Annotated in this window: 19 protein-coding genes; 8 read left to right on the top strand and 11 right to left on the bottom strand. The window is 42.6% G+C overall.

Annotation, left to right across the window (positions count from 1 at the left end; all coding sequences use genetic code 11):
• Positions 1-92: 92 nt before the first annotated feature.
• Positions 93-971: a UbiA prenyltransferase family protein gene (locus HX021_RS04305; protein ID WP_286588669.1), complete on the top strand. Its 879-nt coding sequence runs from the start codon at positions 93-95 to the stop codon at positions 969-971.
• 9 nt (positions 972-980) lie between these two features.
• Here the strand turns inward: HX021_RS04305 and HX021_RS04300 are convergent, their stop codons facing one another.
• The 3 genes from HX021_RS04300 to rsmA all read right to left on the bottom strand — a co-directional run bounded on the left by HX021_RS04300 (position 981) and on the right by rsmA (position 3959).
• Entirely contained in the window at positions 981-1910 is a 930-nt protein-coding gene (locus tag HX021_RS04300; protein ID WP_286588667.1) for an NAD(P)-dependent oxidoreductase, read from the bottom strand.
• Between the two features lie 89 nt (positions 1911-1999).
• Complete coding sequence (locus HX021_RS04295; RefSeq protein ID WP_286588665.1) at positions 2000-3178, bottom strand: FAD-dependent monooxygenase; 1179 nt, start codon at positions 3176-3178, stop codon at positions 2000-2002.
• A 1-nt stretch (position 3179) separates the two neighbouring features.
• Entirely contained in the window at positions 3180-3959 is a 780-nt protein-coding gene (gene rsmA / locus HX021_RS04290) for a 16S rRNA (adenine(1518)-N(6)/adenine(1519)-N(6))-dimethyltransferase RsmA (RefSeq protein WP_286588664.1), read from the bottom strand.
• A gap of 174 nt (positions 3960-4133) precedes the next feature.
• Between rsmA and pdxA the strand changes: the two genes are divergently transcribed.
• The 4 genes from pdxA to miaA all read left to right on the top strand — a co-directional run bounded on the left by pdxA (position 4134) and on the right by miaA (position 8315).
• Positions 4134-5189: a 4-hydroxythreonine-4-phosphate dehydrogenase PdxA gene (pdxA, locus tag HX021_RS04285; protein WP_286588661.1), complete on the top strand. Its 1056-nt coding sequence runs from the start codon at positions 4134-4136 to the stop codon at positions 5187-5189.
• Positions 5190-5244: 55 nt separating this feature from the next.
• Positions 5245-6678: a CCA tRNA nucleotidyltransferase gene (locus HX021_RS04280; RefSeq protein ID WP_286588659.1), complete on the top strand. Its 1434-nt coding sequence runs from the start codon at positions 5245-5247 to the stop codon at positions 6676-6678.
• Between the two features lie 72 nt (positions 6679-6750).
• Entirely contained in the window at positions 6751-7344 is a 594-nt protein-coding gene (locus HX021_RS04275; RefSeq protein ID WP_286588657.1) for an IS1096 element passenger TnpR family protein, read from the top strand.
• Positions 7345-7391: 47 nt separating this feature from the next.
• On the top strand, positions 7392-8315 hold the full coding sequence (gene miaA, locus HX021_RS04270) for a tRNA (adenosine(37)-N6)-dimethylallyltransferase MiaA (protein WP_286588654.1): 924 nt from the start codon (positions 7392-7394) through the stop codon (positions 8313-8315).
• Positions 8316-8395: 80 nt separating this feature from the next.
• Here miaA and HX021_RS04265 read toward each other — a convergent pair whose 3' ends face one another.
• The 4 genes from HX021_RS04265 to recJ form a co-directional block, all read right to left on the bottom strand.
• Positions 8396-9466: a branched-chain amino acid aminotransferase gene (locus tag HX021_RS04265; RefSeq protein ID WP_286588652.1), complete on the bottom strand. Its 1071-nt coding sequence runs from the start codon at positions 9464-9466 to the stop codon at positions 8396-8398.
• A 551-nt stretch (positions 9467-10017) separates the two neighbouring features.
• Positions 10018-11532: a GH3 auxin-responsive promoter family protein gene (locus HX021_RS04260; RefSeq protein ID WP_286588649.1), complete on the bottom strand. Its 1515-nt coding sequence runs from the start codon at positions 11530-11532 to the stop codon at positions 10018-10020.
• Positions 11533-11554: 22 nt separating this feature from the next.
• Positions 11555-12289 (bottom strand): LPS export ABC transporter ATP-binding protein, encoded by a 735-nt coding sequence (gene lptB, locus HX021_RS04255; protein ID WP_286588647.1) that lies wholly within the window; start codon positions 12287-12289, stop codon positions 11555-11557.
• 167 nt (positions 12290-12456) lie between these two features.
• Complete coding sequence (recJ, locus tag HX021_RS04250; RefSeq protein ID WP_286588645.1) at positions 12457-14166, bottom strand: single-stranded-DNA-specific exonuclease RecJ; 1710 nt, start codon at positions 14164-14166, stop codon at positions 12457-12459.
• A gap of 114 nt (positions 14167-14280) precedes the next feature.
• Here recJ and HX021_RS04245 point away from each other — a divergent pair, with 114 nt between their 5' ends.
• Positions 14281-15060, top strand: coding sequence for an MBL fold metallo-hydrolase (locus HX021_RS04245; protein ID WP_286588644.1), 780 nt, complete (start codon positions 14281-14283; stop codon positions 15058-15060).
• 66 nt (positions 15061-15126) lie between these two features.
• Here the strand turns inward: HX021_RS04245 and HX021_RS04240 are convergent, their stop codons facing one another.
• Together HX021_RS04240 and HX021_RS04235 are read right to left on the bottom strand one after the other, a co-directional pair.
• Positions 15127-16749 (bottom strand): RagB/SusD family nutrient uptake outer membrane protein, encoded by a 1623-nt coding sequence (locus HX021_RS04240; protein ID WP_286588642.1) that lies wholly within the window; start codon positions 16747-16749, stop codon positions 15127-15129.
• 15 nt (positions 16750-16764) lie between these two features.
• Positions 16765-19794: a SusC/RagA family TonB-linked outer membrane protein gene (locus HX021_RS04235; protein ID WP_286588640.1), complete on the bottom strand. Its 3030-nt coding sequence runs from the start codon at positions 19792-19794 to the stop codon at positions 16765-16767.
• 408 nt (positions 19795-20202) lie between these two features.
• Between HX021_RS04235 and HX021_RS04230 the strand changes: the two genes are divergently transcribed.
• Positions 20203-20682, top strand: coding sequence for a cation:proton antiporter regulatory subunit (locus HX021_RS04230; protein ID WP_286588639.1), 480 nt, complete (start codon positions 20203-20205; stop codon positions 20680-20682).
• Positions 20683-20685: 3 nt separating this feature from the next.
• Positions 20686-21930, top strand: coding sequence for a cation:proton antiporter (locus tag HX021_RS04225; RefSeq protein WP_286588637.1), 1245 nt, complete (start codon positions 20686-20688; stop codon positions 21928-21930).
• A 13-nt stretch (positions 21931-21943) separates the two neighbouring features.
• Here the strand turns inward: HX021_RS04225 and HX021_RS04220 are convergent, their stop codons facing one another.
• The gene (locus HX021_RS04220; RefSeq protein ID WP_286588635.1) at positions 21944-22273 is read right to left on the bottom strand and encodes a metal-sulfur cluster assembly factor; all 330 of its coding nucleotides are present in this window, start codon (positions 22271-22273) and stop codon (positions 21944-21946) included.
• The gene (locus tag HX021_RS04215) at positions 22270-23457 is read right to left on the bottom strand and encodes a glycosyltransferase family 4 protein (RefSeq protein WP_286588633.1); all 1188 of its coding nucleotides are present in this window, start codon (positions 23455-23457) and stop codon (positions 22270-22272) included. Before HX021_RS04215 ends, HX021_RS04220 begins: the two co-directional genes overlap by 4 nt.
• Between the last annotated feature and the right edge of the window lie 43 nt (positions 23458-23500).

The raw sequence follows: 23500 nt of genomic DNA, 5'->3' as shown, positions 1-23500 counted from the left end.
TGCTCATTTTATCAACAATTTGATGTTTAATATAATGTTAAACGACTTTTATCTATCAAGATTGTTATATTGCAGTTAGATTTACCAGAGCGATGTTGTTTCTAAGAAAGCTATTTTATATCAGTATCTACACGAATCTTTTAATCGCATTGGCCGCTATGGCACAATGTGCACTCACTTATATTATTTTTGAACGGCAGATCAATTGGTATATTGTTTTGGTGGAAGGGACAGCAACCCTGTTACTTTATAATTTTAGCCTGTGGTGGTCCAAACCCAAGAACCCGAAAGAATCAAAATTTCCCCGTACGCGCTGGATATTTAACCATGAATGGGTGATGTGGATGAACAACGGTATTGCTTTGGCCATTCTCTGCTATAGTTTGTGGCATATCCATATCTATTCATTTCTATTTTTGGGCTTTATTGGCGTATTAAGTTTATTATATGGCATGCCGCTGTTTACTTTCCATGACCGGAAAGTAGGACTTCGACAGATCCCAGGAGCCAAGATCTTTCATATTGCTTTGGTCTGGGTCTGCAGTAGTGTGGTACTTCCTTATGTCGAGCTGTTGAACATGGCGGATCCTATCGATCGTTGGGTGTTTGTCGCACTCTGTGGATTGAAGTTTATCTTCCTGATCATCTGTACGCTTCCTTTCGATATCCGTGATATCCAACAAGATTCGTATTACCATCTACGTACGCTCCCCAATATGCTAGGCGAGCAGAAAGCAAAAAATTTGACCTATACATTAGTGGTGCTGCATTGTCTTCTGATTATTGTCGCCCCTTATGCATTGTATATTAAAACCGGACTTATCCTGACTAATGTGCTGATACTGGCCTTATTGAAACTAGCGGTATTTAAGACCAAAGATCATTATCATTACGCCTATTTATTGGATGGAAGCCTGGTCATTCAATTTCTGATCGTTGTTTTGTGCAGTATTGAATACGGAAGATTTTGATGATCATCATTACTTTAAAAACCTAATAATTTTGTCGGCAGCTACGGCTGACAGCTTATAGTAGCTTTCAAAGGTCCAGCCAGCAACATGGGGTGATAACATAACGTTTTCCCGCCCGATGAGATCCTGATACCAATGCTGTTCCGCTAATTTGGGGAATTTTTCCACGGGCAGCACATCAAAGGCAGCTCCCAGAATGGAGCCTTGATCGAGTCCATGCAATACAGCGGGCACATGGACAATGCCTCCCCGCGCACCAAGTAAGAAGAAGATGGGTTTCTCAAATCTGGAGAGATACTGTCGGTCGATCATACCTTCGGTTTCAGCCGTTAAGGGGATGTGAAAACTTAGAATGTCGGCCTGTTGATAGATGGTTTCCATGTCTGCAGCCTGTGCATACTGGTCGGTATAATCGACCCGGTATTTATCATAGGCTAACACATGGACATCAAAACCGGATAGTTTTTTCGCCATTGCCATACCATTATGCCCATATCCGATCAAACCAACAGTGCGTCCTTTAAGTTCATATCCACGGTTGGCTTCACGCAGCCATTGGCCTGACCGCACTTGCTGATCAGCACGGTTTAGGTTGTTCATCAGGCTCAGTAGCATACCGATCATATGCTCGCCTACCGCATCACAGTTACCTTCATTGGCAGAAATTAAGGCTACTTGCTTTTGTAATGCACATTCATCGTCTATGTTATCCATACCGGCCCCTGCACGTGCAATAAAACGTAGGTTGGGGGCTAACTCAAAAAAAGCGCGATCTACCTGAAATTTGGATCGGATGACCAATCCCGAATAATCAGCGATGATTTTTTCGGCATCTTCCCGCTGGATGTCAGGTTGATAGTTATAGGAAATTCCTGCCTGTTCAAATTTCCTGAGCATGATCTCATGGATGTCGTCGACAATCAGAATGTTGGTTTTCATCGATTTAAATTAGTTATGTATATTCCTGCGTTTCTTACTCTTATCATATTCACCTCCCATGCGTTAAACCGTGCTCGAAAAGTACTCGATCATCGGTCAGCGCTACGATGGATTTGCATAAAGTCTACGGACAATAATTTGTTTAACTGTTGCTGCTTCAGACTGTTGGGCATGACTTTCATACAAAAATTGCGCATCCCAATCAATAGGGGATGTTCCCATTGGGCAATTTTTCCTATTTTCCAGGACGTGTTGCAGATATAATTTACCCGTTCGAGCCGTCTTTTTTCAAACCGTTTGAAAGCCTGTGGAATGGATGTTGCCATGTTCAGCTCATCCATGAGCACGGCAACATCTTCGATGGCCTGACAGGCTCCCTGTCCTAAATTGGGTGTGGTTGCATGGCCAGCATCTCCGAGCAATAGGATATTGTCAAATGCCAGCTGGCGGAGAGGGGCAATATCGATAATATCATTCGAAATCAGGTCGCTGTCCCTTGTTTCTGCCAAGATCGTTGGAATAGGGCTATGGTAATGCTTAAAATTATCTAGCAGCTCTGTCGTTGTCCAACGTTTCAAAACAGGGTTTTGTGGTGAGCTATTAATACAGGCATACCAGTAGATACGGTTGCCTACCAAAGGGGTCATTCCAAAACGACCTTTATTCCCCCAGGTTTCACTGCCTTCTTTAAGCTGTATGCTGCTATTATCAATGGTTGCCCGCCAACAGGTGTACCCCGCATAACGTGGAATAGAGCCCGGAACCAATTGTTGACGTAAAAGTGAATGTACTCCATCGGCTACCAAAAGCGTCTGCCCTGATACCTGGCTTCCATCGGCAAAATGAACGTGTACCCCGTCGCCTTCACGCTCAAAAGAAACGGCCCGTTTACCGAGATGAATTTGGCTGTCGGGGATTTTGGATAAAAGGAACCGATGTAGATCAGCACGATGGATTGCAAAATTATCTTGTTGATACTTTTGACTGATCGATTGGGTGCTTGGTGCAACCAAAATAGCCCCCCCTTGATCCAAGACATGATAAGAATCAAGATAGTGCCCCAGTAGACTGATCTCCTCTTTGATCCCAAGATGTTCCAAAGCCTGCATGGCATTGGCGGCAAGGCCAAAGCCCGCACCTATGCCTTTCAGTTCGGATGCACTTTCATAGACATGGGCTTCAATACCCATGTTTCCGAGGCCGATTGCTGCACATAATCCAGCTATTCCGCCACCGACAATGATACATGTGCCATCTACCAGCATCATATTAAAGGCAATTTGCGATCTCGTTGGTTAAGCTGACAAAATCTTCCACAGTCAACCGCTCTGCACGTAGCTCATAAAGCGGGTTATCCGACATTCTGTCCTTAGGAATGACACCTGAAAGGGAGTTGCGCAGGGTTTTTCGACGCTGGTTGAAGCCCGCTTTAACGACCCGCCAAAATAACTTTTCATCACAATCCAGTTTTTCACGGTCATTCCGGGTCATGCGGATTACCCCCGACAATACTTTTGGAGGTGGATTAAATGCCCCTGCCTTGACGGTAAATAAATATTCTACTTTATAGTAAGCCTGAAGAAAAACACTCAAGATACCATATTCTTTACTGCCCGCCTTTGCCGTACAGCGCTCAGCGACCTCTTTCTGAAACATACCTGCCATTTGAACGACACGTTGTCGTTCATCCAAAATTTTAAAAAGGATCTGGGAGGAAATATTATAGGGAAAGTTTCCGATCACGGCCATCTTCTCACCGAAATGCTGCGAAAAATCAAGATGCAGGAAATCCCCGTGAATTAACCGCTCACCCAGCTGTGGGTACTTATCGTCCAGATAGGCAATGGATTCATCGTCAACGTCGATCAAATAGGTCTCATACTCTTCTTTCTGTAATAGAAAATCAGAAAGCACACCCATTCCCGGACCGACTTCGAGTACCTGGCCAAAACCCAATTTAGGATCTAAGGCTTCAACGATACGCTGTGCGGCATTCTTATCATTCAAGAAATGCTGTCCTAAATGTTTTTTTGCTCTAACTGTACTCATGACACAAAATTAGAAATTTAAAAGCTTTATAAAGTAAAAAGTCAAAAGTAAAAATTCAAAAGGGAGAGAAAGCTTTAAGGCCAGGGGCTCGTACATCCAAAATCTCAATACTCATATCTAACTACTCAATACTAAAAAAAAATCCCTATTTTTGATTCAAAGCTTTTAAATAGGATGAGTGATAAACTAAAAATCGGTATTACCGTTGGCGATATAAACGGCATTGGACTTGAAGTAATTATTAAATCTTTGGTAGATCAGCGTATGTGTGATTTCTTTACACCTGTGGTTTATGGAAATACAAAAGTTGCTTCATTTCATCGTAAGGCCATTGGGGTAAATGATTTTAGTTTTAATGTGATCAATGATCCTGAGCAAGCCCACAGCAAAAGGGCCAATATGATCAATTGTTGGCAGGAAGATGTCAAAATAACACTGGGCGAGGAGAATGAAATTGGTGGGAAATACGCCTTTTTATCTTTGGAAAGGGCGATTGACGATCTGAAAGCGGGCAAAATAGATGCTTTGGTAACGGCACCGATCAATAAGCACAATATTCAGCAAGAAGGATTTCAATTTCCGGGACATACAGAATATTTGCAAGCTAAAGTGGAGGCGGATGATGTGCTGATGTTTATGGTCTGTGATGAATTGCGCATCGGGGTTGTGACTGGACATATTCCATTGCATGATGTAGCGGCAAATATTACGGAAGATGCGATCCTGAAAAAATTGATCCTGATGAATGAATCTTTGAAGAAGGATTTTTGGATTGAGAAACCCAAAATAGCCGTTCTTGGGCTTAATCCACATGCCGGGGATCATGGAATTATAGGGACTGAAGATGACCAGATTATCCGGCCAACGCTGGAAAAAGCAAATGAACAGGGTATATTCTGCTTTGGACCTTATCCTGCTGATGGTTTCTTTGCAAAAGGGGCCTATGAAAAATTTGATGCCGTCTTGGCCATGTACCACGATCAGGGATTAATACCCTTCAAGCATATCGCCAATGGCGCCGGTGTGAATTTTACTGCTGGGCTGCCTATTGTCCGTACATCGCCAGATCACGGCACGGGTTATGATATTGCCGGGAAAAACCTGGCATCGTCCAGCTCTTTTGTGGAAGCTATTTTCGCTGCACTTCACATCGTAAAACGCCGCCGAGAGCAAGCAGAGCTGCTTAAAAATCCATTGGCATTCCGTAAACTATCCAAAGATAGGGATTAGGGGAAAAAATTATTACTTTTGCAAACTGTTTTGGTTTTTACCTGCTGTTCTAACTATGTGCGATAATTTACAACATCCAATATTTTCTATCATTAAAGAGCTCGCTGAAAAGACAAATACTGCGTGTTATGTCATTGGGGGGTATGTGCGTGATTATATTATGAAGCGTCCGTTTAAGAATGATGTGGATATTGTGGTGGTGGGCAGTGGCATTGAATTTGCCACTTTATTGGGTGAAAAACTTCATACTAAAGTTGCCGTTTACAAGAATTTTGGAACAGCAATGTTGGTTTATGAAGGATTGAATGTAGAATTTGTGGGTGCTCGACGAGAGTCCTATCGTGCCAATTCGCGTAAACCAATTGTAGAAGACGGTACACTGGCGGATGATCAAAATCGCCGCGATTTTACCATCAATGCGATGGCTTTCTCGTTAAATAAATCGGATTATGGTACATTGGTTGACCCATTTAATGGTATCCATGATCTCGAACATCGCTTGATTCGTACCCCGCTTGATCCCATTGAAACATTTTCTGACGATCCGCTACGAATGATGCGTGCGATCCGTTTTGCGACACAACTGAATTTTAAGATCGCTATTGATGCCATTACGGCAATCACAGCAACGAAAGATCGGATCAAGATCATTTCAAAGGAACGCATTATTGATGAAATCAATAAAATTATTCTTTCTCCTAAGCCTTCAGTAGGATTTAAATATCTTTTTGATACCGGACTGTTGGAATTGATCTTTCCGGCAATGTACCATTTGCATGGCGTTGATATCATTGACGGAAAAGGGCATAAGGATAATTTCTATCATACCCTGGAAGTTCTGGATAATGTATGTGAATTGTCGGATGACCTTTGGCTGCGCTGGGCAGCCATTATGCATGATATTGCCAAGCCTGCTACCAAACGGTTTGATAAAAAATTAGGTTGGACCTTCCATGGGCATGAGGACCGGGGAGCACGTATGGTCCCTAAGCTCTTTGCCGAGTTGAAGCTGCCATTGAATGAGAAGATGAAATTTGTACAGAAACTTGTACAGTTGCATCTCCGTCCAATTGTCCTGGCGCAGGATATTGTCACGGATTCTGCCGTCAGACGCCTACTCTTTGAAGCTGGAGATGATATCGAGGCTTTAATGATGCTGTGCCATGCCGATGTGACTACCAAAAATGAGTTTAAGAAGAAAAAGTATCGACAGAATTTTGAACTTGTTAAGCAAAAACTGAAAGATGTGGAGGAGCGGGATAAGATCCGGAATTGGCAGCCCCCCATTAGTGGTGAAGATATTATGCTGTTATTTGGGCTGACTCCAGGACGTACTGTTGGAAAATTGAAAAATTTGATCCGCGAAGCAATCCTGGAAGGAGAAATCCCTAATTCTAGAGTCGAAGCTTATCAATACCTGGTCAGACAGGCGCAGGATATGGGCCTGTCCGTCAAACAAGAAATCCCATTGGAAATTTCCAATTCTTAAAATATAGTATTAATTTTGAATCAGGTCTTACAAGTTATTTTAATTTTTACTTTTTGATTTTTACTTCTAATAATGGCAATTTATAGATTTAGAGTTACTTTTGAAGATTATGAGGATGTGTATCGCGAGATTGATATGCCTTCCAAAAGTACATTTTTAGACCTGCATGAGGAAATCCATAAATCGACAGGCTATGCAGCAGAGGCTTCTTCCTCTTTTTATGTGAGCAATGACCAATGGAAAAAAGGAACTGAAATTGCATTTAAACCTACACAGCGTAAAAAAGAGGCTGAGGTATTATTGATGGAGAATATTCGTCTGAGCAAGTTTATCGATGATCCTCATCAAAAGTTTTATTACATCTATAATTTTGACCGGCCCTATGATTTTCAGGTAGAATTGATCAAGATTCTAAAAGAAGAAGCCGGAAAGGAATATCCTGCATTATTCAAGACCATAGGCCAGGTGCCTAAAACAATGACAGCGGCCAATTTTCCTGTCTCAGGTGCTGAAGATGACGATGAGGATTATGTGGAAGAAGACGATACACAATATGGTGTGGACGATGATGACGAATTGGACGGCTTTGGCAGTGATGGCGATGATGAGGATGAAGAAAATGGTGAGGAAGGCGAATCATCCAATGGTTACGAGGACGAATATTAATTAAATATGCCTAAAATGCCTGACCTGCGCATTTGAAGCAATTAAATATGGCAAATAAAAAAACATTGATAGCCATTGTGGGCCCCACTGCTGTGGGAAAAACCGCAATGGCTATTTCGTTGGCTAGCTATTTTAATACGGAAATAATTTCTGCCGATTCGCGGCAGTTTTATAAAGAAATGTCGATTGGTACGGCCAAACCTGATGCAACGGAGCTGGCGGCTGTGCCGCATCATTTTGTGAATTCACATGGTATTACTCAGGATTATTCAGCCGGGGACTTTGAACGGGAGGCGTTGTTGAAATTGGCTGAGCTTTTTCAACAACATGATGTGGTAGTCATGGTAGGCGGTTCGGGGCTGTTTGTCCGGGCACTTTGCGAAGGATTGGATGACCTGCCAAAAGCAGGAGCAGAGGTACGTGAGCGGCTCAATAAAGAGCTTGCACTTTTGGGGCTCGGCGCAATGAAAGAAAAATTAAAAGCCATTGACCCGATTTATTTCGAGACTGCTGACGTGGATAATCCTCAACGGGTGATACGTGCACTGGAGGTATTTGAAGCAACAGGTCAACCCATGTCGTCCTATCATAAAAAAAATATGGAAGCGAGAAGCTTTGATATTTTAACCATCGGACTGAATATGGACCGCGACAAATTGTACAAGCGGATCAACCGACGTGTCGATCAGATGATGGAAGCAGGACTGTTGGAGGAAGTGCGCGCGCTAATTCCTTTCAGAGCAAAACCAGCATTGCTGACCGTAGGCTATGCCGAATTGTTTGATTATCTGGATGGAAATAGCTCCTTGGACCAGGCCGTGGATAAGATTAAGCAGAATTCTAGACGCTATGCGAAACGGCAGATTACTTGGTTTAAAAAATATGGAAATACACATTGGTTCCAGCCTACAGAAACGCAGGAAATTATTGATTTCATAAAATTGAAATTGGCTGAAAACTCATCCGATTGAGTATGGATGAAGCGATAAGGACATTCCGAAAATAAAAAAGCTGTTGTGTCAACAACAGCTTTTTTATTGATATTGTTGGTTTATTTAACCAAGAAATTCCATCCGAAAGCATCTTCCACCTTGCCATAGCGTAATTCATTCAAATATTGCAATACGCGATTGGAGAACTCACGGCCTTCGACCGGAGGTAGGTGATAGTCCTGACCTTCAAAACCGATACGGTTAATATCCGTAATGGTCGCTGCGGTCCCGGCAGCGAAAGCTTCCGTTACCGTTCCGGCCTTAATACCATCGATAAGTTCTTGTACAGATACCCTTCTTTGTTCAGCCTTGTATCCCCATTTTTCTGCCAATTCCATGATCGTACGGCGGGTCACACCATGTAAGATGGTATCTCCATGCGGTGTAATGATACTGTCACCGATGCGGAAAATAAGATTTGCTGTACCTGCTTCTTCAATATATTTATGTTCTGATGCATCAGTCCACATGATCTGATCATAGCCTTCATCATTAGCCAGTTGGGTAGGGTAAAGTGATAAGGCATAATTCCCTGCATTTTTTGAAAATCCCACACCACCTTCCGCAGCACGTGTATAGTATGTTTCAACTTTGAGGCTGATCGGTTTGCTGTAATAAGCACCAACTGGACCTGTGATAATAATGAACTTATATGATTTCGATGGATGTACACCCAGTGCAGCTTCCGTAGCGAACATAAATGGACGGATATACAATGATGAACCTTCTTTTGCAGGAATCCAGTCACGGTCTATGTCCAACAGTTTTTTTAAGCCGTCCATGAAAATTTCTTCAGGAACTTCGGGCATTTGTAAACGCGCCGCAGATTTGTTGAACCGTTCCCAGTTTTTATCTGGACGGAAAATACTCACTGTGCCATCTGCAAATTTATACGCTTTGACCCCTTCGAATATAGCTTGACCATAATGCAATGCTGACATAGAAGGGCTGATGCTGATATCTCCATAGGGGACGATGCTGACATCTTTCCATTCACCATCATCATAGTCTGCCACCAACATGTGGTCGGATAAAATCTTTCCGAATTTTAGATTGTCGAAATCTACTTGCGAGAGTCTTGAATTTTGCGTTGGCTCTACGCGAATTGAATAGTTTTCTGTCGCGTTCATCTTATTTTTTTATATTATGTAAGCTAAGTTAGGAAAAATTGAAATATAAATAACACTTTAGGATGATAATTTCCCGAGGATAAAATGCCTTTTATTTCGGACAGTGATTCCCCGATTTACTACACTTTTTGTAAGATATTAAATAATTTCTTCTTCAATAACCCTGTGATTCTGTATTATTAATTAATTGTGTTAATTTTGTATTAATTAACACGGGCTTGCGTATTTATGGCATAAAGTTTGGCTGTAAAGAATGCGACCATAATGGACTTGGGGTCTGCACTTACGCTATAAAATCACTTATCATAAAATAAACTTAGTATGGAATTGACTCACAGTCTTAACAAAAGCAATGAAGTAACATCGGATGAAACTCGCGAATTGTTACAGCGTGACGTTGAAATTCAGAAGAAAGGCATTTCTGTGAATTTTATCCTTGGTTTTTTTGTGTTTTTATACAAGACCGCAATTAAACCTTAAACAGAAAGAGATTAGCCAAAAAACAGCATGGAAACAATTTTTTGGCTAATCTCCAAAATGCATAAGTCCATTTAATTGTGCAACATTTTCAATAAGGGGTCAAGGTATTCACGGCTATTGCTCAATCTAGGAACCTTGTTCTGTCCACCTAATTTTCCTCTGGATTTCATCCAATTATAGAATGTATTCTCTGGTGCATTATGAAGAATTGGATATCGCAGTGCCATATCCTTAAATCGCTTCGCATCATAATCAGAATTGATTTCCCGCAGTTTGGCATCCAATATTTCGCCAAAACGTTTAAAGTCATTGGGCTGTTGTTCAAATTCAATGATCCATTCATGGGCTCCAGCTTCAGTATCTTTAAAATATACTGGGCCAGCGGTATAATCCTTGATACGTGCGTTTGTTAATTTGCTGGCTTCTGCCAATGCTTGTTCGGCATTATCCACAATAACTTCCTCCCCAAAGGTATTGATATATTGCTTGGTGCGCCCCGAGATTTGAAAGCGGTAGGGGGATAAAGAAGTAAATTTTATCGTATCACCTATTTTATAACGCCATAAGCCGGCATTGGTGGAGATGATCAAGGCATAGTTTTTCCCGATTTCTACTTGGTCCAGCCGTAAAGTGACGGGATTTTCCTCATGCATTCTTTCGGTGGGTAAGAATTCGTAGTAAATACCATAGTCCAACATCAGCAGGAGGTCTTCCGAATCTGATTGATCCTGTAATCCAAAGTACCCTTCGGAAGCATTGTAGTTTTCCAGGTAATACATCTTATCCGTAGGGATCAGTTTTTTGAACTGTTCACGGTAAGGCTTAAAGCTCACGCCACCATGACCATAAAATTCCAGGTGCGGCCATACTTCCAAAAGGTTATCCTTTCCCGTAATTTCGAGGATGCGTTTGGCCATCACGATATTCCATGTCGGAACGCCAGCCAGGCTGGTGACGTCCTCTTTGATGGTTATTTGGGCAATCTGTTCAATTTTTTCTTCGAAATTGGGATTTAAAGTAACTTCCATATTGGGGGTCCGTTTAAATTCAGCCCAAAAAGGGAGATTGCGGATCAGGATGGATGATAAATCACCATAATAAGAGTCTGGACTGAAATTGTTGATTTGTGAAGATCCCCCAATGACGACTGATTTTCCGGTGAAGACTCGGTTTTCAGGTCTGTTATGGCAATAGATCGTCAACATATCCTTTCCGCCCTGAAAGTGACATTCTTCAAGTGCCTCCTCACTGACGGGGATGAATTTGCTCCGGTCGGATGTTGTCCCTGATGACTTGGCAAACCACTTAATATCTGAGGGCCATAGAATATTCTGTTCCCCTTTGATCATGCGGTCCACATAACCCTTGATATCATCATAGTCTTGTATAGGAACTCGTTCTTTGAATATTTCCGGTGTGAGGATACTCGTGTAGTCGTATTTTTTTCCCCACTCTGTCGCCTCGGCAGTAGAGATTAAACTTTGAAACCATTCTTCTTGCACATCATGCGGATATTTCATGAAAAGTTCAATCTGGTGAATTCTTTTTTTCATGAACCAAGTAAAAATGGAGTTTAATAAGGCCATAAGAGATGCTATTCGTTATATTTTAAAATTTTTTCCTTCTTAACTCAAAATGGCGACCAAGATAAAACTTACGGGCAAGCTCATTCTCTGCAATTTCTTCAGGGGTACCTGTCAGCATAATTTTTCCTTCCGTCAACAGGTAAGCCCGGTCTGTAATCGACAAGGTTTCCTGTACATTGTGGTCCGTAATCAAGATGCCGATATTGCGTGTTTTCAGTTTTGCAACAATGGTCTGAATTTCCTCGACCGCAATGGGGTCCACCCCGGCAAAGGGTTCGTCCAAAAGGATAAAAGATGGGTTTGCTGCCAAAGCCCTGGCGATTTCCGTACGACGGCGTTCACCTCCGGAGAGTAAATCGCCCCTGTTCTTTCGGACACGATGTAGGCTGAATTCAGTCAACAGCTCTTCGAGCTTGGCCAAACGTTCTTCTTTATTGGGGTAATGGATTTCCAATACGGCAAGAATATTATTTTCCACCGAAAGTTTACGAAAGACGGAGGCTTCTTGCGCGAGATAACCTATACCCCGTTGCGCACGTTGGTACATGGCGTCCTGTGTGATCTCCAGATCATCCAAGAAGACCTTTCCCTCATTGGGCTTGATCAAACCCACGATCATATAAAAGGAAGTGGTCTTTCCGGCACCATTTGGTCCCAGTAAACCCACAATCTCCCCCTGTTCTACATGGAAAGAAACATTGTTGACAACAGTACGTTGCTTATATTTTTTTATGAGATGTTCTGCCTTTAAAATCATCTTCTTGACCTATCTTTTTTAGAAATTATCTACTCTTATTTATCCAATGGAACCTCAGATTTTGTCTACAATCCGCAATAATCTGCGTAAGGGAGTTTTTATCTAATCTTTTGTAAATATATTTAATATCTTGTTATTATCAAGCGGTCTTGTTGCTGCGTTGGCGTTCAAAGGAACTCATATCTAATCCCTTTGATGTTGAGCTGTAAATTTCTTTTATTGCGCCATACATTTTCTTCGATACTATAGCAGATATCAAAATTCTGTCCCGAATTGATGTGTGCAATATGTTCTGCCAGGCCGAAACCAATACAGTCAAATGATGCGGAATCTTCTTGTACAACCGTCATTTTAAGGTGGTTTGTGCCAACCAAAAAAGCCTGTCCCACCGCACTTACTTTTTTGCTCAGAAAAATCGGTGCTTCATTCTGTGGGCCAAAGGGTTCGAACTGCTGCAGGATACGGAAAAACCGGGCATCAACCTCTTTCAGGTGAAGCTTGGCATCAATTAAGATTTCCTGAGTCAGCATTTCGGGACTGATGCGGCGTGCGACGACTTCTTCAAATCTGTCCTGGAATAACGTGACATTTTCCAGGGACATGGTCAGTCCTGCGGCATATTTGTGGCCACCGAACTGTTCCAATAGGTCGGCACATTCACTGAGCGCCTCATATAAATCAAAGCCGATGACCGAACGGCATGAACCTGCGATATGGCCATTGGTCTCCGTCAGAATGATAGTAGGCCGGTAGTATTTTTCTGTCAGGCGTGAAGCTACAATACCGATGACCCCTTTATGCCAGTCGGACTTGTAGAGCACGGTCGATTTTCGGCTTTTAAGTACGACACTATCTTCAATAAGGGCCAAGGCTTCTTCCGTTATTTTCAGGTCAAAATCTTTCCGTACATTATTCTGGTCGTCAATACTTGAGCTGAAATCTTTAGCTTCCTGAAGGGATTTTGAAATGAGAAGCTTAACGGCGTCTTTGGCATGGTCTATGCGTCCTGCGGCATTGATACGTGGACCGATCTGAAACACAATGTCATTGACCGTAAAGATCTTTGTCCGATTATTTGATAAGTCGATTAAAGCTTTTAACCCAACGCAAGGATTGGTGTTGAGTTTGATCAGTCCGAAATGGCTGAGGATTCTGTTTTCACCGGTAATAGGCACAATATCCGAAGCAATGCTGACAGCGACAAGATCTAAAAACTGATAGCAGGCATTGATATCCATCCCATTGGTCAGAATAAAAGCCTGGATAATCTTAAAACCAATACCACAACCCGAAAGCTCTTTATATGGATAATGACAATCTGCACGTTTTGGATCCAGTACCGCATGTGCTTTAGGCAGTTCATCGCCAGGTAAATGGTGATCCCCAATGATGAAGTCAATACCCTTACTGTTGGCATAATCTACTTTGTCGATGGCTTTGATCCCACAGTCCAATGCAATGATTAAGGTGAAGCCATTTGCTGCAGCATAGTCAATACCTTGGGTGGATATGCCATAACCTTCGGCGTAGCGATCGGGAATATAAAATTCGAGTTGGCTATGAAAGTCCCTGAAAAAACTATAGACGACGGCCACAGCCGTTGTGCCATCCACATCATAATCCCCATAGATCAGGATTTTTTCTTTGTTGCCGATGGCCTGGATGATTCGGGATATTGCCTTCTCCATATCCTTCATCAAAAATGGATCATGCAAGTCTGCTAGCTGCGGTCTAAAGAACTGTTTTGCCTCATCAAAAGTCTCAACTCCCCGGCTTACGAGCAACTCTGCTAAAACAGCGTTGATATTTAATTCGTCGCGTAGTTTGTTGGTTATTTTGACATCAGTTTTAGATTTTAGTACCCACCTTTTTTGCATATCTTTGCACCGTATTTTAAGTGTAAATATACGTTTTAAGGCTGGACTTACCTAATTCCTCAATGGGGTATTGAACAGCTGTTTCTTAACGTGCATATTCCCAATGTTTTAAATATGGTGCAGGCTTATTCTTTATATGAAGGTTCTTTTTCCGTTGATAAAAGTAGAAAATTCGTCCCCTTTGATCCGACTGTAGACGATCCCAAAGACCGCCCAGGATCCATGTTTATCCATGTCCATCCTTTTTTGGTTGAGACGGCTGCCGGTATTGTGATCTGTGACACAGGACTGGGGCATGCCGATGAAAATGCCGTGCTGCAATTGCATCGTAATATTCGAAAATTAGGTTACGAACCCAATGATGTCCGTTATGTCCTGATGTCACATTTACATAAAGACCATGCTGGTGGAATGGTGACGCTGGAAAGTGGTACACCGCGTATTGCTTTTCCAGAAGCAGAATACATTGTACAGCGGGGAGAATGGGAGGATGCCTATTCGGGGCTTTCGGCTTCCTATCGGACGGAGATTTTTGATGTGGTACAACGGAGTGGAAACCTGGTTTTGGTAGAAGGTGAGGGTGTGATAAATGCTGAAATCAGCTATGCACTGAATGGCGGTCATACGCCACATCATCAAGCTTTTCATATCCGTACTGGGGAAGAGCATTATTTCTTTGGTGGTGATGTGTTGCCCGAACCTGAGGAGATTTTTCATAATTATGTGGCCAAATATGATTATGATGGCCGTAGGTCCAAAGAATTACGACAGGCATATTGGGCAGAAGGTGCTCCGGCAGGGTGGATCTTTCTCTTTTACCATTCAAAGAATATTACGGTAGGTCGCAGTCAGCTACGTGCAGATGGAAGTTATAAGCTGGTTGAAGCACAGTAGGCAGAAATCCCTATCTGTATGTTAGAAAACCTCCATGGACCTTTGAGGCCATGGAGGTTTATAGATTTAGTATCCGGGGTTCTGCGGGAAATCAGCATCTGTATTGCTGTCGATGACTTCCTGTGGGATAGGCCATAGAATAAATTCTTTTTTTACCACGGCTTTGGATTGTGCATTCAGAGCCTGAACACGACGCAAGAAAACATCTTCCCCAAAACGGGCTAATGTCATGCGGCGCATTTCCTCACCCATAAGTTCCCGGGCACGTTCGTCCAGGATAAAATCAACATTGATTGCTGAAGCTTCGATCAAAGAAGCCTTAGCACGACCACGAACTGCATTTACGGCGTCCTTCGCTAGATCAGGTTTATTGGCACGCATATACGCTTCGGCCAAGAGTAGATAGGTCTCTGCCAGACGGACTTTGACGCGGTCCTTCATATTTCCTTCAAATGCAGGGTCCACAGCTGTCTTTCCATAAAAAAACTTTGTTGTGGTTGGAAACACATTTCCTGATTCTATGATCGCATCGGTTAGTTCAATTTTCTTACCGTATAGCTCAGGAACGGAAGGATCGTTGTAATACCAATCGCGTTTGATATTGTACATCGAATTTCTCACATCCTGTTTTTCATAGCTGTCCAACCACCATTGGTAAGGGCGTACGTGCCCCAAACCTCTACCTCCGAGTGAGTCCGCCAAGGCAAAGCCCTTTTGCTGCGAGTAGAAAGGAACCCAAGCACGTTTGCTCCAGTCGGTATAGCGGTCGCCACCACCTTGGGTATTATATTCCAGCTGGATGGCCCATATGGTCTCCTGATTGCCTGAAGAACGGTTTTGATTGTTTTCGATAAACATGTCATGGAAATAATCTCCGGGTTTATCCTTTTCGGCACCAAAACGTTGGTCAGTCAACTTAAAATAACCACTTTGAATGACTTTGTTAGCTGCCTCTGCGGCTAGGTCTGGCTGACCGGTTTGAAGATAAGCTTCAGCTAAGTAGTGTAATGCGGTCCATTTTGTCAGTTTACCTTCCTGAACAGTTCCAGGATTGTCCGGTAGATTTTCTCCGGCATACTTTAAGTCTTCGATCATATGTGCCAGCACTTCCGCTTTAGGCGTGCGGGTAAAATCCCGGCGCGGTGTTTCGGATACCTTATCTACCCAGGGCACATCACCATAGAGATTGACCAGGTAGCGGTAACTGTAGGCACGAAAGAATCGGGCAGTGGCTTCCACACGTTTAGGATCATTGTCCGGATCGGTCCAATTGATCCCTTCTTTTTGCAGGGCTTCAAGGATGGTGTTGGTATTACCAATGAATCCATAGGCATATTTCCAATAGTTGCGTACATAAGAGGACGCCGGATTCAATGTGTAATTGCTGAATGGAGCCAGAGTTGCATCGGTTCCCGTTGTTTTAATGGCTACAATGTCTGTTCCAACTTGCAAAGCTTCCTGTGGTGTGGCTCCCTGTGAAAAAATACTGCCATTCCAGGTCCAAAATTCCATCCGCGCATAAGCGTAAAGACCGTTAAGACCAGTCTCAAAGCCTTTGGTGTTCGTGTAGGTATTGTCAGGCGATTGAAAACTGCTGGTGTCTTCATTCAAAAAATCTTTGCTACAGCCTGTAAATAAAAGACTCAGACCCGCTAAAATTGCATATAAAGTTGTGTTTCTTTTCTTCATGATGTTTAAATGTGATTAGAATTGAACATTTATGCCCAATGAGAATGTTCTGGCTACTGGATATGGACTCGCAATATTTGTTGAGGTCGGATTTCCTGTGGTCGAACTGACACTCAAGGCTTCCACATTGTAACCTTTGATTTTTGAGAACGTATAGAGATTGCGTGCATTGATAAATGCTCTGACTGAAGAGAGGTTCAGCCTTTGCAGGAAGCCCCCGTCAAACGTATATCCCAAACTTAGATCCCGAATGCGCCAATAGGACGAATTGATGTAATAGGTATGATTGTTGACAGGAGTGTAACCCGGTGAAGGGATATCTGTATTTGGATTTTCTGGTGTCCAATAGGCCATGTCAGCAAGATAATTTGCACCATTGTTTGGCAGGAAGCGTTCAATATTTTTGAAGTCATCTACTTTCGTTCCACCAAAGGCACCATTCATAAATATGGAGAATGAGAAATTTTTATAGGTGAAATCATTGCCAATACCTAAGGTATAAGGTGAAATTTTGTTCCCCATGACGGTACGGTCATTCGCATCGATTAACCCATCATTATTGATATCAGCGAGCTTGGCATCCCCAGGTTTTGCTTTAGGTTGATATGAATTGGCAATATCATCACTTTCTTGCCATACACCGATCACCTTATAGTCATAGAAAATACGGATGGGCTGGCCAATAAGCCATGCGTTTGTCAGGTCATTTTTTCCATCAGCGCGCAATTTTGTGATCTTATTATTGTTGTAGGCAAAATTGGCGGTGGTATTCCATTGGAAATTATCATTCTTCCAAGTCACAGCATTTAAGGTGACCTCTATACCTTTATTGGAGGTCTCCCCAATGTTGGTCATAATCGAATTGTAACCATTCATCACAGGTACCTGTTCGCTCAGCAACAAGTCGGTAGTTTTAGAAGTGTAGTAATCGATTGTTCCGGAAAGTCTGTTGTTCAGAATGCCGAAATCCAAACCCGCATTTAGGGATGATGTGGTTTCCCAGGTCAGATTGCTCCCACGACCATTGAAATTCATCACTAGCCCTTTGACTGGATCCAATCCGAAGATATAGTCCACATTGGTCAAGCGATCGTAGGTTTGATAAGGAGACACGGCCTGATTCCCATTTTTACCATAGGAAACACGTAGTTTTAACAGATCAAAATAATCCTGTACTCCTTCTTCTTTGGAAATGACCCAAGCCCCGGCGACCGATGGAAAAAAGGCATAGCGATTATTGACTGAAAAGGCACTATAACCATCCGAACGGCCAGTCAAGGTCAGTAAATAACGGTCCTTGAAGGAATAGTTGATCCGGCCCATATAGGAGATCATCGCTGTATTCTGAAGTTTAGATTCTATTTTTAGATTTTTGGAAGCCGAGGCCATATTATTGTAACCGGCATCTGCCACAAAATCATCACCTGTCATTTTGGAAGTCTTCAAATTGGTTTTTTGGGACGAATATAATCCAACGACATTGATTTTATGATCACCAAAAGTGCGGTCATAAGTCAGGAGGTTTTCCCAGGTCCAATCCCAGAAATGCTCATTATAAATAGATCCTGTGCCATTTACACCACGGCCAGTTACCGTATTTGACCCATAGTAAGAGTTTTCGTTGATATTTCTGTAATTGGTACCAAATGTGGTTTTGAAGCTTAATCCTTCAATGGGGAGTTTGACATCAAGCCAGCTGTTCGCATAGACGGTTCTCCGGGTGTTGTCCCATTGACCATTTTCATCGGCAAATGGATGTGCCCATAAGGTCTGGGCATACATAGGATAAGTCACAGCGCTGCCGTCTGCCTCCCGGTTTTTACTGTAAGGAGCAAGCTTGACCACACTTTCAAGATTGGGCTGTATGCCATTCCGGTTGCCTTGTGAGGCTTGCATGGTCATGCCTAATTTAAGCCAAGAGCTTAAGCTTTGATTCAGATTTAAGTTGACGTTATAGCGTTCATATGGGCTATTTTTAACAACTCCATCTTGGTTGAGATAGCTGACCGACGCATAATAGTCCGATTTTTCTGTACCTCCCGAGAAGCTAAGTTGATGTTCGTGCATCGGCGCAGCATTATTGAATGCTTCGTCCTGCCAGTTGACCTCTTCGCCTTTTTTATATTGCTCCAGTACATTGGCAAAAAGGTAATTTTCAGGATTGAGTTGATCACCTGTTTTTCCTTTGGAGGCCTGATAATCGCGCATAAATTGGATGTATTGAGGCCCGTCCATTAAATTCAGACGTCGTTCAACACTTTGTACACCAAAATAGCCGTTATAATTAATGCGGGGTTTTCCTATGGCACCTTTTTTTGAGGTAATCAAGATTACCCCATTTGCTGCCCGCGAACCATAAATTGCGGTAGATGAAGCATCTTTTAATACCGAGATGCTTGCGATTGTATTGGAAGAGATATCACCTAACGAACCGCTAAAAGGGATCCCGTCAAGGATAATCAATGGCGAATTGGATGCAGATATAGAATTTTCACCACGAATATTGATCGAGGCTGTTTCGCCTGGTTTGGCAGAGCCTGAATTGATTGCCAGACCTGAGACTTTTCCCTGTAATTTGTCAACAATGTTGGGTGAATTGATGCTTTCAAGGGATTTCGCCTCTACAGTGGCGACACTTCCTGTGAGGTCGCTTTTTTTCTGTTTACCATATCCAACCACTACAACCTCGTCCAAGATATCCTCAGACTTGCTTAAGATAACTTGTGTAGCCCGTGATGCTGGAAGCTCCTGTGGGGCAAAGCCTATGGAATTAAATAATAGAACGGAATTTTGGGATGCCACATTTAATTTAAATACACCATCTTGGTTGGTGGTGGTAGCTGTGGTTGTACCTTTCTCCGTTACTGTAACGCCACTGAGGGGTTTCCCGTTCTCGTCAACAACCTTACCCGAAATGGACTGTTGTTGACCTTGTAGTAGGGTAACGGTTGTCAGGTTACGGGGATATGCTGTCCCGTATAAAGGTGCTGCTAATGACAGAAGTGATAAGGGTGTCAGAAGGATGAGATGACTCTTTTTGACCATAGTGTGTAATTTAGATTTATCAGTTTTTCAAAGGCAATAATAAAGAAATAAAGCTATGCCGTTTCTTTGCCGGATAGAAGCAAACGATTGCATGAACTACGAAAACGTTATAGCGATTGTCATTTGTAATAAAGAAAATAAGAAGAGCTCAGGGTTTTGGAGGTTGAACTGATCAGGATGCCCTTAAAATAATGGCATTCGTATGACTGCAGGAAAGCAGGCAAATTAAACCGGCTAAAAGCTCGTTTTTCTGTCTTTTTTTTGTATTTTGGGGTGATCCGCCTCCTGATAATCAGCTGGGATCTGGAGATATAAGTTCGTTTAAGATTGAATTTTTGGTTAAATTTGTGGTTTAGTATTTAATGGCTATTTGCTGTTTTATTATAGTATTTATTTAAATAGAAGATTATGTCTATTGTAAGAGAGTCCGATCTGATTGGAATTGGAAAGAAATTTCAAATTGAAACCGATGCCGGAGACAATATGGTCGTTGTTATCCATGATGATGGTCGGCGGGAGCTGTATCGCTATGATGATGAAGAACATGAGTCGCGCTGTGTGATGACACTCAACGATGATGAATCTCGTCAGATTGCGGGTATTATCGGAGGATTGTCCTATAAACCGAAAGCGTTGGAAACCATTGAAGTGGCGCTGGACGACTTGCGTATCGAATGGTATAAGGTAGAAGGTCAATGTGAGGGGGCAGGTAAAACCATTGGTGAGCTGGAGGTAAGGCAACGTACGGGAGCTTCCATTATCGCTGCAATTAGAGATGAGGAAACCGTGATCAATCCTGGGCCATCTTATTTGATCAGTCCGGACACGACCCTTGTTATCGCCGGAAAGAAGAATAATATCAAACTTTTAAAAGAAATTTTACTGTAATCTATGCTATCACATACCTTAATTCTGGAAATTGGAATCGCTGTTGGACTCGTTGCTTTTGTTGGACTGATTGCCAATAAGCTAAAGTTTTCGGTTATTCCCTTTTTCATTATCATCGGTATGGTATTGGGGCAACATGCACCTCAGATCGGGATGGTGGACCTGACATTCACCCAAAGTAAGCCCTTTATTGACTTTATGGGCAGGTTGGGAGTATTGTTTCTCCTGTTTTATTTGGGACTGGAATTTTCGGTCAACAGATTAATTAAATCGGGGAAGGCCATTGTCACCGGGGGCACAATTTATGTGCTGCTGAATTTTACTTCGGGACTATTGATCGGATGGCTCATGGACATGCCTTTCAAGGAAATGATGGTGCTCTGTGGTATCATGACAAGCTCTTCAACAGCGATTGTGGCCAAGGTACTGACGGATCTCAAGCGTACGGCAAATCCCGAAACAGAGGTGATTATGGGGATGATCATGTTTGATGATCTTTTCATTGCTATGCACATTTCTTTCCTTTCGGGACTGATACTGACCGGAAGTAGCTCTTTTTGGACAGTAGCAGGAACCTCGTTACTTGCCTTGGGCTTTATTCTGACTTTCTTGATTCTGGGAAGAAAGCTGGTCCCTGCAATTGACCGTTTATTAAAAGAGAAAACCTCTGAACTGTTTATATTGATCATCTTTGCCTTGCTTTTTATTGTCGCGGGCTTCTCCGAAACGATCCATGTTGCAGAGGCGATCGGTGCATTGATGGCAGGATTGGTTCTGGCAGATTCGCAGTATATCAAGCGGATCGAATCCATGGTGCTGCCTTATAAGGACTTTTTTGGAGCCATGTTTTTTTTCAGTTTTGGGCTATCGATTGATATTATGTCCCTGGGTGGTGCTGTGTTATGGGCCTCCATTGCAGCCGTGGTCACCGTGATGGGTAATTTGGCTTCAGGGTATTTTGCCGCCAAGTTCTCGGGCATGAAGCCTAAAACCTCATTCGATATCGGTTTTACCTTGTCGGCACGTGGAGAGTTCTCCATTATCATGGCCAACATCGGTAAAGCTGGAGCACTGTTGCCCGTGATTCAGTCTTTTGTGGTTGTCTATGTCCTGATCCTCTCCATAGTGTCACCATTATTGACCAAAGAATCACGTAACCTATGGCGACTACTTTTTGGAAGTGATAGTAAGACCACCAAACCCTTGAAAAAGCTGAGTGATCTCGAAAATAATAGCGCGGGACAATAGGGAAGGAGGCTGGCTACAAAAAGCCGAGTTCAAGCTTGGCCTCTTCGGACATCATATCCTTGGTCCATGGTGGATCAAAAGTTAACTCGACCAATGCTTCTTTGACTCCTTCAATGCCAGCTACTTTTTCCTGTACCTCATTCATTATTTCACCAGCGACAGGACAGCCGGGAGCCGTCAGTGTCATGACAATTTTTGCGATTCCTTCTTCCTTCGTGATAATTTCGTAAACAAGACCCAGATCCACGATGTTTGCGGGTTTTAATTCGGGGTCATAGATTGTTTCCAAAGCTGCTTGGATTTGCGGTGCCAACCCCAGCTTATCCATTATTATAATACTCATTTGTTCAATTTTATATCGTTAATAGCGTTTTTATAGATCGCTTCCAATCTGCCTTTGTTTATTTCAGGTGTAAAATTACTAAAATAATAAGCCATACAGGTCTTTCTTATCTCATCTTTTTCATGGGCTGTCTTGCTGTTCCATTGACGTAGACAGGCGATAATTTCCGCTTTATTGTGCGGGTCAAATGTATCCCCGGTTTCATTGGGAACAATCATTTCAGGTAGTACGCCTAAGTTTGAGCTGAGCACTGCAGTTCCCACAGAATAGGCTTCGAGGATGGTCATTGGCATCCCCTCAAAACAGATCGAGGGAACGATCAGTGCTTGCGCTTCAGCGATCAGGGTCAAGGTTTTGTCCCTGTCTTTAAAGCCTAGGTATGAAATCGTGGAATGACCTGCTATTCTTCTTTCGACCTCTTCTGCGAGTGGTCCCCCACCGACAATATATAATTTAAAGGATGTTTCTTTGACTGCGTCGATGAGGTTCAATATTCCCTTTTCGTCTGATAGCCTGCCCACATAGATGAAATAAGGCTGCACAAATGCCTCGGCTAAAGTGGAGGGGAATACAAAATTAGGTTTTACTTCAAATTTTTCGGGAGGTAGCCTGAGGATGGAGTCTACAAATATCTTTTGCGCAAATGTACTCAGGTTGATATAACGGTTGACTTTTTTCCAGGTGCCTACTTTACGGTGAAACCAATAATTAAAAGCAAGTATGAATGTTTTGATGGCCGAATCATTGAATGCTCTTTCTTTGATGGCTGTCCAGGGGAACGCTTCGTTCAGTGAGTCCAGAAATAAGTGATTATGATGGTACAGCGTAGCTGAAGGGCACAATAGTCTAAAATTATGTAATGTCATCACTTGGGGGATCCCCAGCTTTGCAAGGGTACGGATCATGATCGGGCCACAGGCATAATGTGTATTGTGGATATGGACCACATCGGGCCTGAATTCACGGATTGTTTTTTTTAGCCGATTTGCTGCGGCAATATTCCAGATGGAGCCGATGGTTTGTAGAGCACCGCGCCAACCTTTTCTGTTCTGAAAGGTCAGTGTTTGAACCTGATGATCTTGTGCGAGCAGTGAGGTTTCCTGCTGAAAGACAGTATCCTCGCCTCCAGGAGATTGATAGTATGTATGGATAATCAGTATGCGCATAACAAAAGACTTCCACAAATGTACAATTTTGATATGATTTCCTTTAAAGGGACAAAATTGC

Origin of the sequence: Sphingobacterium sp. N143 (assembly GCF_030325625.1) — a bacterium.
Classification (GTDB): Bacteria; Bacteroidota; Bacteroidia; order Sphingobacteriales; family Sphingobacteriaceae; genus Sphingobacterium.
The sequence above is the reverse complement of the archived record's forward strand: the minus strand, read 5'-3'. Positions and strand labels throughout refer to the sequence as shown.